The organism is Testudinibacter sp. 'clade 2' (genome assembly GCF_006227735.1).
In the GTDB taxonomy this organism is placed as follows: Bacteria; Pseudomonadota; Gammaproteobacteria; order Enterobacterales; family Pasteurellaceae; genus Chelonobacter.
In genome coordinates, this window is sequence record NZ_VDHB01000038.1 from 1 (window position 1) to 12,696 (window position 12,696).

A 12,696-nucleotide genomic window follows, 5' to 3' on the forward strand; every position below is an offset into this window, starting at 1 on the left:
ACTTTGGTGATGGCACTTTGAATTATTTTAGCATAGCAAAATAACTATTTTCTATCCAAATTGTTAAAGAAATCAACCATCGCCAACCTTCCCGCAATTTTATGAGAACAACAGGTTAGCGCGCTACACAATCAGTGTATCTTTGAATATATCTACCGTAGCTTTAGCTCCGTGGTGCTCCACTTTGCGCCGCCATTTGCTGCCCAGATGGTAAAAGCGCAGACTGTCGGTTTCAGGTTGGTAGGTGGCGAGCAGCTTGGCTTTCAGGCGCACCCATTGATCGGGGGCGATGTCGCATTCGAATACCGAATATTGTACTCGCACACCGTAATCCAGGCACAGTTTGGCAATCCGCCTCAAACGTGCTTGGCCTTCGGGGTCTTCCAGCGAAATATCATAGGTAATCAACATCAGCATGGGCTATCTCATCAAAAACGGCGGGTATTCGGCCAAATCGCCGCGCAGATGCCGTGCCAGCAGCATGGCTTGAATATAAGGCAGCAAACCGATTTCCACTTCTTCCTGCAAATACGGATGAATGATTTTTTCCTGCTTTTTCGCTTGCAGGCTTTGAAACAACAGCTTGCGCGCATCCGCCTTGATATTCACCGCGCCGCTGGCTTCGGTCTCAAAATCCTGTAGGCGGATTTGGCCGCGGTTAATCAGGCTAAGCACCATTCTGTCCACCCACCAAGCGCGGAATTCTTCCAAAATATCTTGTGCCAAACTGTCGCGCCCCGGCCGGTCGGCGTGCAGAAAGCCCACTTGCGGATCCAGCCCCACGCTTTGCAGCGCGCCGTTGATGTCCTTGCCCAACACGCTATACAGAAACGACAACAAGGCATTGACCGGATCACGTGGCGGGCGGCGGTTGCGGCCGTTAAACACAAAACCGCACTTTTCCGTCAACAAATGCTGAAACACGCCGAAATAGCGCGAAGCCGCATCGCCCTCAATGCCGCGAATCAGCGCCAGATTATCCGCCCGCTGCAATTGGCTCAAACTGAAATTCAAGGCACGAATGGCCGTCTGAACCTCGTCATGCTCGCCATGATTACGCTGCCTGCGCTGCAACACCCGCTTCGACGACTGGATTTTCGCCGCAATGATATTGCGCGCAATCGCCACCGGATGGTGTTCCGATACCTTATACTGCGCCCGCCGCAACAACACATTACCGCTCTGCCGCCCCTGCAACCGCCCGAGATAACGCCCGTTTTCGGTAAAAAACGCCAGATTGATATTATTTTCCCCGCAAAACCCCATTAAAAACGGCGACACCAACACATTACCGAAACAGAAAATATGCGCAATCGAATGCACCGGCAACTGCAACAGCTTCTGCCGCTCGCCTTCAACGGTTTTTTCAATCAGCAAGGTTTCCCGTTCTTTATGCAAATAAGTGCCTTGGGTGGTGATGTAGAGCGTGTTTTGTAATTTACGCATCACTCTCCTCCGGATATAAAGCGGCGATATAAGCTGCCGACCTATCCCTTTTCAACAGCTGCGGCTGGCACAGCTCCAGCAACGAACACGCCTTGCAATGTTTGCCATACACAGGCGGCGGGGTTGCGCCGCTTTCCAACAATGACCGCACTTTGGCAATCACCGCCAGCGTTTCTTGTCTGAGGCCGTCTGAAAACAATACCGGCTCGCGGTGGCGGGTTTGCTGATACCACAACGCGCCCTCGCCCACCGTTTTGCCGGTCATTTCTTCCAAACACAAAGCCTGCGCACAAAGCTGGATTTTATCCCAATGCTCGGACTTAGGTTTGCCGCGTTTGTATTCCACCGGTTTCAGGCAGCCTGTTTTTAAATCATGTTCGACCATATCCAGAATGCCACTGATGCCCAACTGCTCGGCACACACATGCACGCTGCGCTCAAAGCGAATGCCTTTACGGGTTTCCGGCTCGCCCGAATCCACCCGCTCATGCAACGCCCTGCCCTGTGCGGTCAAAAAATTCTCCGCCCATACCTGCTCGTTGTGGATCAACGCACATTGACGCGGACAAAACGCGTAGTGTTGCAGGGCGGAGAGGGAGATGGTGCGCATGGTTACAGCAGCTCTTCTACCGTCACGCCTTGCAGGCCGTCTGAAAGCACTTCGATGGCGTAATCGCTGTATGCCGCCGCCGGTGTGTCGCTTTCGCCGTTGATGCGGGATACTTTCACGGCATCAAACAGTTTGTATGCCGGTTGGTTGCCCAGTGCATCATTGTGTTTGAACACGATCAGTTTGCGTGCTGCCATTTCACCACGGGCGGCGGAGCGGTCGTGTTCGAACATCAGTTGCAGAGATTGCCACAGTTTTTTCAAATCGTCGTCGCTAAAGCCGGTTTTTTCGGCCAGTTTGGCGGAGATAAAACCGTGTACGCGGTAAAGTGCGTAAGGCACGATGTATTTGCGCCCCATGGTGCGCTCTTTTTCCAAGTCTTTTTCGTTGGTCACCGCCATGCGGGTGATGGAGACTTCCAGCGGCACAATCGGGTCAATGGATTGGGCAAACGCCAGTTGCACCGGGCCGCGCACTTGGCCGCTGTTGACTTCGGTGGTCATGACAGCGCCGAAGCTGCGGATATCAAAGAAGTTTTTGCACATCCAATTGGTGATTTCACGTGCTTTGGCTTCGTCTTTGGGCAGTTTTTTGGCTTCAGACTCAACGCCCAACGCTTCATAAGCCCGTTTGTTTTGCAGGTTCAATACGCTTTTTTCTTTGACGTAAATCTCGAAACCCGCCTCGTTTTCACAGCTCATTTCAATGAAATTGCGGATTTTGCGTTTCAGGCAAACATCGGTGACCAAACCTTTGCTAGATTCGGGATCGAGGCGGGGCATATTGCCTGCATCGGGGTCGCCGTTGGGATTGCCGTTTTTGACGTCAAAAAAGAACACAAATTCATAGCGGTTTTGAATAGACATTTTTTACTCTCCTTGGGATTCTTCGTTTTCTTCTACATTGTTTTCATGATCCAATGCAGTATTCACATCTTCGGGTGCCTCAACATGCTTGGTGTATCGCTGATGGTAGTAGCCCACCACAAAACGCCCTTGCTCCTCCAACGACAAATGACGCGGAAACGGATGCCCTGAGAAAAACTCCTGCATAATTTCGCCCACCTCCCGCTCCAGCCAAAGTGCGGTTGATTTTGGTTTTTTAACCCATTCCGCACCGCGCCCTTTGCGCAAAACCGCAATATGATTGTTATAGTTGTCCAGCAAACGCGGAAAAACATACTGGGGCGAAGTCGATGCACTGCCATAGAACTTATCCCGAACAGTGGCGTTCAGATTGCCCAATGCCGAAGCCTGCGCAATCTCCAACACGGCAAACAGCCGCCCCAAGCGATAGGGGATATCCGTTTCGCTTTTATTCAAACCAACCGGCAATTCAATCTCTGTTTTCAATTTACTTTCCTCCATAGAAATCTCCCGATAGTGAAGGTTGTTACGATTTAACACGGCTTTAATAACGGCAACCCTAAGCCCTGTAATATAACCGTCTGAACGTATCCGCCCAATCATGCGTGCCAGCATGGTTTGCGGATATTTTCTGCCGGTTAATATCGAGCGCATATATTCGCCTGCCAATTGCGGCGGAATATCTTTAGATTCGGATTTTTTCAGACGGCCATCCGCACCTTTGCGCTTTGGGGTTGTTTCCATCAATATTCGCCAGACAGAGGGTGCTTTCCCTTTCCACCCGCAAGGCTCAATATGCAAGTCTTGCCAGTAAACTGAGATATTTTTAGCCAATTCGCCAAGCGTGCTTTCATACCAAAACCGCACCGAAATCCGCGCTGCATTCGGCGCGAGCCCCAACACATAAAAACGGGTGTCGGCTGCCAATTCCGGCGCAATTTCTTGCAGCGGCCGCCCTTTTGCCACTTGTACCAACACATCAAAGATTTTTTGGCTCTCTTGTTCATCATCAGGCGGGGTCAAAACCGAAGCGAAAAAGCCTTCCGCCGCCACCGCACTTTGCTTGTCTGCCGCCTCTGCCCAAAATACGGTGCTGGCATCGCCAATGGTGAGGCAATGCCCGTTATCACGACGTAGCAGATAATTCAGTGCCGTGGTGTAAGCAAAGGCGGAGGCTTCGGATACCGGCGCATTCGCCCCCTGCTCTTTGCCGAAAGAAGCAAACGACTCTTTGTTGAACGAAATAATCGAGCCACCTGAGCTTTGCCCGCCGAACACACCCTTAATCGCCGGGTGCAGCCTGGCCAGCGGCGCTTGCTTACCGCTCACCAAGCACAAGCCTTGTTCGGCATTTTCATCAATCAGTTGTGCCGTCCACAATGCTTGTGCGGCTTCGCTTTGATGTAGATAACCATGCTTGCCATCCAATTTGAACACCAGATTGGCATCTATCAAATCATTGCTGCACGGTGGCTGGCTAAAATTTTCAGGCTGCCATTTTTCCAAAAATAAACGCAAGGCTTGCAAGCCCTCATCATCGCTATCTTTGAGGCAATCCAAATGATGCTCTTTAAAAGCAGCGAAGGTTTTTTCAGACGGCATAAACGGCGTTTCTTTCGCAGCCTGTTTGTCTTTATTCCCTTCTACACCCAGCACATAAGCGCTTTTATCCCACAAAAAATTCGGCTTTACACCTGAAGTGCGTTTTGCAGGGCGTGGCACGCTCATTAATTTCGGCTGCGGCTTTTTATCACTGCTCAAGTGCGGTATCACATCGACCAAATCGCCTTCTTTTGACAGCACCAAAATATAGCCGATTTTTTCTTCGCTAAACCCATAAGGCGGCACTTTCGGATTGCCCGCGCTATCGGTTTCTGTTGCCAAGCGGTTGTAATAGCGTGCCAATGCGGTCAGAATCATGCCTTCACCTCCTCAGCACGAAACGGCGGCACATCAATCACGCCATTTTTCATTTCGGCACGAAAAAAACGCGGCAAATGACCGCGTTCAAAATCAATATCGTGCAACATCCAGCCCAAATCACGGTTTTGTTCATCTGCTTGCAATTCGGATTCAGGCAGCGGCTCATCGTCTGCAATCAAAGCAAAGCTCGCCGGAAACTCACGCACGCCCATGCTCGGCTGATGAAAGCATTGCCCCTTTGAAGCACGCCGTCTGAACATTTCCAAATGCTTCTGCAAATTATCCTCCGCACCCGCTTTATCGGTCAGCACCGCATGCGCCTCAATCACATAAGCCACGTCTTTCAGCACCGTTGCCGCCCGTTGTTGGCGGTCGTCTTCAATCAACATGAACAAATCCTGCGTGCTTTTGCGTTTCATCGCCCCGCTGATTTTGCTCGCTGAAATTTTACCCCCCAACTCATTGCGTCGCACCGACTCAAACCGAATCGGCTTTAACACATAAATCTTGTCAATCACCCAGTTAATCGCCGGTTTCCAGTGTATCGCCGACAAAATTCCCCGCACCGCCGACGGTGTCGGCACATCGTAAGACACCCGCTCTACCTTCATTTCCGGGCGGGTAAAACAGGCATAATCGCCCCAAATATGCAACCGCACTTTGTTATTCATCCGCTTCTCCTTTTTTGCCGTTCAGACGGCCTATTCAATCCACGCCAGCCCCCTGCCGAAGCAAGGGGGTGGTGATTGTTACTGCAAAACTATACTAAATTATTTCAACCCACAGCCGCCCGTAAGTGGCTGATTTTCCAATATCTGGCGATCAAAAAGCCAACTCAAGCTGGTTATTTTTTGTCTCTTGGCGGGAAAGGATCATTGCCGTAGCTATTCCCCGCTCTGATTTTGCCATCTGTTCCATGTATCTTGGTATCAGCTTTCTTATTTCTTGCTATATCCTCCGCTCTGTCAATAGCCTGCTTTTGCGTAGAGTACACAGCCGTCGCTTTTGCATTCCCAGCTCCTTTTACCGCCCAGCCTTCAGGATGAGGGACAACATGTTGGTTCTTTTTCATGAATAACTCCTCTTATGAAACATCACACAGCACTGACAGGATATCGCCTTAATATCAACAAGTCAATTTTTATATTTCAATTTAGTATATATTAAATTACCGAATTTTCCATTTTAATAAAATCCACATCTTCCCAACTCAAGCCCGCCACATCATCATACAAATCCAACCCAATCAGGTTGTAAAACTGTTTGCCGAATTTGTCTTGATTAATCACTTCAATCCGCCCTGCTTGATACAATTTTGCCAATACGCTTTCGGGAATTTGCACGGTGTAGGGTTGCAATTGACGCAACAGACCGCCAACTTGGTCGGCATGGTGCAGGCTTTCGATTAGCGTTTCGGCTTCTTGATTAAACGGCACGATTAAGGGCTGCATGTGGTTTTCAATCATGCGGAATTGTTGGGCGATCGTTTGGAAGGGGAAATCCAGTGTGCTGCCTGCTTTGTGGTGGCTGTCGAGAATTTTTTTCTTATCCAGTTCGTCTCCTTTGATGTCATACACCGAAGTAAAATACGTACTAATGGCGGCGGGCGATAATAAGTCGGCGGCATGATGGCGCACGGTTGAGCGCATACTCGCTGCCAGCAAGCCCAATTCCGATGGGGCTTGCCATTGATCTTCCGGCTTGAAAATCCAGACCATACTTGCTTCAGGCAGCCTTTTGCCTTCACGGTTGCACCGTCCGGCGGCTTGGGCAACGGAATCCAATCCGGCTTCGGCACGCATCACCAGCGGGAAATCTACGTCCACGCCTGCCTCGATCAAAGAAGTGGCAATCACGCGGCAAGGCTCACCCGCCTGCAATTTTTGTCTGATTTCGTCCAATTTTTGCGAGCGGTGTTTGGCACACATCAGGGTAGTGAGATGAAACACGCCTTCCAAATGTTTGGCACTGTCGTATAAAGTGCGGGCATGACGGCGGTTGTTGACGATAATCAGCATTTGCGGTTGGGCGGTGAGTTTTTCGAGCAAATCGCTGTCGGTTTGTGTGCCGATGTGCTTCACCGTGGTGCGGCGTAGTTGTTCAAATAATTGCTCAGGGTTAGGAGCGATTTCACGCACATCATCAAAGCCTTGATAAAAGCCATGTGAAGCGTGAATGGCTGGCTGGGTGGCGGTACACATCACCACCGAGCAATGGTAATTGCGTGCCAATTCATCAATTGCCGCCATAATCGGTCGCAATAAATCGAGCGGCAGCATTTGTGCTTCGTCCAGAATAATCACGCTGCCTGAAATATTGTGCAGCTTGCGGCAACGTGAAGAGCGGTCGGCAAACAACGATTCAAAAAATTGCACCGCCGTGGTCACCACAATCGGCATATCCCAGTTTTCGGAAGCCAGCCGCAGTTTGTCTTTGCTGGTTTTCTGATGAAGTTTTTCATCATCAAAGGTGCTGTGGTGTTCCAACACGGCCGCTTCGCTCAAATCACCGAATGCCTTGCGAAATTCGGCGGCATTCTGCTCGATGATACTGGTAAACGGAATCACATAAATCACCCGCCGCATCCCGTACCGTTTGGCGTGCTCTAACGCAAACGCCATGGAAGTGAAGGTTTTGCCACCGCCGGTGGGCACAGTGAGGGTAAACAGGCCTTTAGGTAAAGCGGCTTGCTCTACGGCATAATCCAAAACTTCACTACGCAAACGGTTGACTGCAGCTTTGCGTTTTTCTGCTTCGGTTTTGGCTTTGATTTCAGTAACACGCTGCCTGAAAGCGGCAAGATAAGCGTTGAACGCCTGTTGCAACTCGGCCAAATCCGGGGCATCGCCACGCTGGTTGGCTTGGTTTTCCAAACGGTGATAAAACGCTTCGGTATCCAGAAAATCGGCATCCACCAGGCAGGAATAGAGCATGCGGGTGAAAAAAGCCAATGAAAATGCAGGCTGCGTTGCACTGGGTTTGAGCGGCGGCGGAGCTAACTCGCCGGGCAAGTGAATTTCCTGCTGCCAAACCGCATCAAGCTTGGGAATATCATGCCCAAACTGCAAAGCCAAGCGCGCTTGCAAAGTACGGCGGTTGTCGCCCTCGCCCGCCCCATTGGCCAAACCGGCGTGGTGTCCAGCAATGCAAAACGCCATCAATTTGCCGATTAAGCCCCATTTTTCCGCCGCAAGCTTTGCGCCTGCGGTGGCGTGATCCACCCGCTTTTCAGCACCGTGCAAACGCTGGTTGAATTCGGGGCTGTATTTACCTACATCATGTAATTGTCCGGTGCAACGGGCAATTTCCCCGGCGGCAAAAAAACGCGCAAACCCCGCCGCAATCTCACCCACATTATAGGAATGGTTGTGCAGGGTTTGCCAATATTCATAAGATTGGTTTGCGGCGGAATGGGCGTAGTAAATAACAGTGGTGTTAATAGTTTCACTCATTTGTTATCTCCCTTTTTAGATACTTTAAGCCGTTACTCCTTTAACAGTAAATTCTGGCTCTGCTAACCTATTAAAGATCCGTATTTATCCCAATCATACAAATATCCTAATACATTCCTCTTACGATCAAAAAACGAACAACACCTTCCCCTCATCACTTCGCAAACAACAACAGTAAGACAGCCAGTACCTGTGGTGAGATGATGCGCATAAACATCACCAGTGGATAGACGGTTGCGTAAGAGAGGGCGGCGGCGCCACTGTTCTCTTTGATGCCGTTGGCAAATGCCAATGCCGGTGGATCGGTCATGGAGCCGGCAAGCAGGCCACTTAAGGTAAGGTAGTTCATTTTGCCGTAGATGCGGGCAATGACCCCGGTGACCATTAACGGAATAAAGGTAATAATGGCGCCATACATCATCCACTCCATGCCGCTGCCGCTTAACAGGGTGTCGAGGAAATGCGCACCGGCTTTTAAGCCGACTACCGATAAAAAGAGGACTATCCCGATTTCACGCAATGCCAGATTGGCACTCGGTGGCATAAACCAGTAGAGTTTGCCGATGCTGCCGATTCGGGCAAGAATAAGCGCCACCACTAACGGCCCGCCCGCCAAGCCCAATTTTAAGGCAACCGGGAAGCCCGGCAGAGCGATTGGAATCGATCCGACTAGCACGCCCAACAGAATCCCGATAAACACCGGTAGCATTTGCACCTGTTGTAATTTTTGCTGCGCATTACCGATCACTGCGGTTACTGCTTCGATGGCGTCAAGGCGTCCGACCAAGTTCAACACATCCCCGAATTGCAAGCTGGTATTGCTGGTTGGCACCAACTCAATCCCGGCACGGTTTAAACGTGAAATCACCACTTCGTATTTCTGTTTTATTTTCAGATCACGAATTTTTTTACCCAACGCCTGTTCGTTAGTAACCACCACCCGTACGGAACGCAATTCCGTACCACGCGTAGAAAGCGACTCTTTCACAATTTCGCCCACCACCAACTGCACTCGATGCAAATCCGGCATATCACCGACTAAGTGCATAATATCGCCCAACTCCACTTGCGTATCCGCATGCGGCACTATCAACTCATCCCCCCGTTTTAAACGGGAACACAGCACATTTTTGGCTTCGAATCCCGGAATATCACGAATTTTTAAACCGCTGATGTTCGGATTGGTCAGCTTCACGTTCAGGCTGCTCAAGCTCTCTTTATCATGCCCCGATTCTTTTTCAAACTGACGATGTTCCTCATCAATTTTAATCTTGAAGAACAGGCGAATCAGCCAAATCGCCAACAAAATGCCGCAGATCCCAAACGGATAAGCAATTGCATACGCCATCCCCATGGTTTCGGTGATGTTGGTCATGCCCAGCTCTGCCAGAATTTGCTGCCCGGCCCCTAAAGATGGGGTGTTGGTCACCGCGCCAGAGAAAATCCCGAGAATAATCGGCAATTCAACACCAAACAATAGGTGCAACACAATCACCAGCAGCGCGCCAAGCAACACAATCATCAACGCAAACAGATTCAGCTTCAGCCCGGATTGCCGTAACGAGGCAAAAAAGCCCGGCCCGACTTGAATCCCGATTGTATACACAAACAGGATCAAGCCGAATTCCTGAATAAAATGCAGGGTATGGGATTCCAACGTCAACCCATATTTATAGGTAAAATGTCCAACCAAAATTCCGCCGAACAGCACCCCACCGATACCGATTCCAATACCCCTGATCTTTAAATGCCCCAACCACAATCCGATCACGGCAACCGAAGCCAGTAGGCTAATCGTGATAGCAATATCACTCATAACATCTCCTATAGATTATTTATAAAAATGAACTGGCGCTATTATACTCGTGTTGTCTGGCTAAAAGTTTGTTATAGTGCAAACTTTTAAAACAAACTCAATATTTTTTACAGAAAATTTTTAGGTTTTTGTTAAACTTTTTCGCTATTTGAGAATCAAATGCTTACTATATGTTAAATCTGGATTTTTATGAATTTACGACAAGAACTTTTTGACTCGGCGCTCTGGTTGGCTCAGGCTTTTTTTGGCAGCTTTTTGTTTTTAATCATCCTCACCATGTTGCTGATCAAATTCAGCCGTTGGGGCAAGCAATTTTGGCAATTGACGGCGGATTATATTGATCTTAAAAACAATCTGAAAGCCATTATTCTCTTTATGGTCATTGTGCTGCTGTCATTAATGGCGGTGCGCTTGAGCGTATTGTTTTCAAATTGGTACAATACGATGTACACCGCATTGCAAGAAATGAATGTGAATACGTTCTGGAGTTCAATTGTATTGTTTACTGTGTTAGCAAGCATTCATATTGTACTCAGTTTAACCAATTTTTATTTATCACAACGCTTTATTATTCAATGGCGAGTTAAATTAAATCAGCGATTTATTGATCGATGGACAGAAAACCGCACTTATTATAAAACTCAATACAGCTACAATCAGCTCGATAACCCCGATCAACGGATTCAACAAGATATTCAATCTTTCGTCAGCAGCACACTCAGTTTTTCCACCGGATTAATCAGTGCAATTACCTCCATAGTGGCATTCACCTTGATCCTATGGAACCTATCAGGGCCACTCTCGGTCTTTAACGTCGAGATTCCACACGGCATGGTGTTTATCTCATTTAGCTACGTATTAATCGCCTCACTGTTTGCTTTTAAAATCGGACGTCCATTGATTAGCTTAAATTTTTTGAGTGAAAAACTGAATGCAAACTACCGTTATTCGCTGATTCGAATCAAAGAATATGCCGAAAGCATTGCATTTTATAAGGGCGAAAAAACTGAGCGCAATATTTTGCTGAACCAGTTTGATCAAGTGATTGCCAATGTTTGGCAGATTGTGTATCGAACCCTGAAATTCTCTGGTTTCAACTTTGTGGTCAGCCAAACCTCGGTGATTTTTCCGTTTCTGATTCAAGCCGGTCGCTTTTTTAGCCAACAAATCTCGTTAGGCGATTTAATGCAAACCGCCAATGTATTCGGTCAATTGGACAGCGCCCTCTCCTTTTTCCGCAATTCATATGACAATTTTGCCTCGTATAAAGCCACATTGGATCGTCTGACCGGCTTTAACAGTGCCATGCACAGCGCCGAGCAATTGCCAATGCCGACCATTCACGAACATTCGGATCGCTTGCAAGTCAGCAATTTAACAGTGAAGACGCCGACGCACACCACGTTAATCAAGCAATTAACCCTCGATCTCCCATCAAATAGCCGTTTGCTGATTCAAGGTCCTTCTGGTGTCGGTAAAACCACGTTGTTACGAACCTTTGCCGGGTTATGGGCATACGCCGACGGCGAAATCGCGACACCAAGCAATGCACTGTTCTTGTCACAAAAACCCTATTTGCCGCAAGGCAGCTTATTAACTGCATTATATTACCCCAATGAAACGCCGGAAAAAGCCGATTATCAACATGAGGAAGCGGTGTTACAGAAAGTCGCATTAGCACATTTGAGCGAAAAACTGACCCGCAATGAGGAGTGGAGCCAAATTCTGTCGTTGGGCGAACAACAACGCATTGCGTTTGCCCGGGTATTATTGAACAAACCGCAAATCATCTTTTTAGATGAAGCCAGCGCCAGTATGGATGAAGGCTTGGAAGACGCTATGTACCGTCTGCTGCTGCAAGAACTGCCAAACAGCACCGTGATCAGCGTCGGTCACCGCTCTACGTTGAAACGTTTCCATACCAGTCTGTTATATATTGAACAAGACGGTAGCTGGCGCTTGGAAAACGCATAAAAGCCACAAAGTGCGGTTTGAACTTGGTTTATACCGCACTTTCTTTTTTTCATTCATTTAAAATTTAACTATCGAGTTTCGCCGATGGCGACTTACTTTTTTTGCTTGTACAAAAAAAGTAAGCAAAAAAATACACCCCAGTTGTAGTGCTGATCTTCGCCTTTGCTAATTTCTACGGTCAATTTGTAAACTTGCCTGCTACGCAGGCTTCGGACACGACAAATTGACCTTGAAATCTTCACGCAAACGCTCAGGCACTACAGATGGGGAATTGAAAACCAACCGCACCGCACTTTGATTTTTCTATTTATAATTAAGTCGTTATATCTTGGGCGCATTCAATGCGCCCCTTGTATATTCAAAATAAAGTATACTAGCAACACAGCACCGAATCGTTATCCACAGCTTGACCGCCCCTAGAGCATCAACTCGTCTTGTAGCGTAGGCGTGGATAACGTTCATCAACAAAACCGAACAGTTGAAATAACGAAACCCGAATACAAGGCTGGTTAATGATGAACAACACTCCGATTTATTGTGGCATTGATGTTGCTAAACGTTCTCTTGTCGTTGGATTAACCGACAAGAAAAAAACAAAAACACAAACCA

Annotated in this window: 10 protein-coding genes; 1 reads left to right on the forward strand and 9 read right to left on the reverse strand. The window is 48.3% G+C overall.

The annotated features are described in order from the left end of the window. Positions 1-123: 123 nt before the first annotated feature. The 9 genes from cas2 to FHQ30_RS04045 all read right to left on the reverse strand — a co-directional run bounded on the left by cas2 (position 124) and on the right by FHQ30_RS04045 (position 10,113). Positions 124-417: a CRISPR-associated endonuclease Cas2 gene (gene cas2 / locus FHQ30_RS04005; RefSeq protein ID WP_139612168.1), complete on the reverse strand. Its 294-nt coding sequence runs from the start codon at positions 415-417 to the stop codon at positions 124-126. A gap of 3 nt (positions 418-420) precedes the next feature. Further along, complete coding sequence (gene cas1c / locus FHQ30_RS04010) at positions 421-1,446, reverse strand: type I-C CRISPR-associated endonuclease Cas1c (RefSeq protein WP_139612169.1); 1,026 nt, start codon at positions 1,444-1,446, stop codon at positions 421-423. Continuing rightward, entirely contained in the window at positions 1,439-2,056 is a 618-nt protein-coding gene (gene cas4, locus FHQ30_RS04015) for a CRISPR-associated protein Cas4 (RefSeq protein ID WP_139612170.1), read from the reverse strand. The genes cas1c and cas4 overlap by 8 nt, the downstream gene beginning before the upstream one ends. A 2-nt stretch (positions 2,057-2,058) precedes the next feature. Next, entirely contained in the window at positions 2,059-2,922 is an 864-nt protein-coding gene (cas7c, locus tag FHQ30_RS04020; protein ID WP_139612171.1) for a type I-C CRISPR-associated protein Cas7/Csd2, read from the reverse strand. 3 nt (positions 2,923-2,925) lie between these two features. Continuing rightward, complete coding sequence (gene cas8c, locus FHQ30_RS04025; protein ID WP_139612172.1) at positions 2,926-4,842, reverse strand: type I-C CRISPR-associated protein Cas8c/Csd1; 1,917 nt, start codon at positions 4,840-4,842, stop codon at positions 2,926-2,928. Further along, entirely contained in the window at positions 4,839-5,516 is a 678-nt protein-coding gene (gene cas5c / locus FHQ30_RS04030; protein WP_139612173.1) for a type I-C CRISPR-associated protein Cas5c, read from the reverse strand. Before cas5c ends, cas8c begins: the two co-directional genes overlap by 4 nt. 173 nt (positions 5,517-5,689) lie before the next feature. Then, positions 5,690-5,917 (reverse strand): DUF2188 domain-containing protein, encoded by a 228-nt coding sequence (locus FHQ30_RS04035; RefSeq protein ID WP_139612174.1) that lies wholly within the window; start codon positions 5,915-5,917, stop codon positions 5,690-5,692. A 91-nt stretch (positions 5,918-6,008) separates the two neighbouring features. Further along, positions 6,009-8,297, reverse strand: a complete 2,289-nt coding sequence (gene cas3 / locus FHQ30_RS04040) for a CRISPR-associated helicase Cas3' (protein ID WP_139612175.1) — start codon at positions 8,295-8,297, stop codon at positions 6,009-6,011. 154 nt (positions 8,298-8,451) lie between these two features. After that, entirely contained in the window at positions 8,452-10,113 is a 1,662-nt protein-coding gene (locus FHQ30_RS04045) for a putative transporter (RefSeq protein WP_139612176.1), read from the reverse strand. 189 nt (positions 10,114-10,302) lie between these two features. On the opposite strand from FHQ30_RS04045, the gene FHQ30_RS04050 reads away from it, so the two are divergent. Continuing rightward, on the forward strand, positions 10,303-12,087 hold the full coding sequence (locus FHQ30_RS04050) for an ABC transporter ATP-binding protein/permease (protein ID WP_139612177.1): 1,785 nt from the start codon (positions 10,303-10,305) through the stop codon (positions 12,085-12,087). The last annotated feature ends 609 nt before the right edge of the window (positions 12,088-12,696 follow it).

Bases quoted from the DNA above. Each gene is read 5' to 3' on its own strand.
- cas2 (WP_139612168.1), bottom strand. From the start codon at position 417: ATGCTGATGTTGATTACCTATGATATTTCGCTGGAAGACCCCGAAGGC.
- cas1c (WP_139612169.1), bottom strand. From the start codon at position 1,446: ATGCGTAAATTACAAAACACGCTCTACATCACCACCCAAGGCACTTAT.
- cas4 (WP_139612170.1), bottom strand. From the start codon at position 2,056: ATGCGCACCATCTCCCTCTCCGCCCTGCAACACTACGCGTTTTGTCCG.
- cas7c (WP_139612171.1), bottom strand. From the start codon at position 2,922: ATGTCTATTCAAAACCGCTATGAATTTGTGTTCTTTTTTGACGTCAAA.
- cas8c (WP_139612172.1), bottom strand. From the start codon at position 4,842: ATGATTCTGACCGCATTGGCACGCTATTACAACCGCTTGGCAACAGAA.
- cas5c (WP_139612173.1), bottom strand. From the start codon at position 5,516: ATGAATAACAAAGTGCGGTTGCATATTTGGGGCGATTATGCCTGTTTT.
- FHQ30_RS04035 (WP_139612174.1), bottom strand. From the start codon at position 5,917: ATGAAAAAGAACCAACATGTTGTCCCTCATCCTGAAGGCTGGGCGGTA.
- cas3 (WP_139612175.1), bottom strand. From the start codon at position 8,297: ATGAGTGAAACTATTAACACCACTGTTATTTACTACGCCCATTCCGCC.
- FHQ30_RS04045 (WP_139612176.1), bottom strand. From the start codon at position 10,113: ATGAGTGATATTGCTATCACGATTAGCCTACTGGCTTCGGTTGCCGTG.
- FHQ30_RS04050 (WP_139612177.1), top strand. From the start codon at position 10,303: ATGAATTTACGACAAGAACTTTTTGACTCGGCGCTCTGGTTGGCTCAG.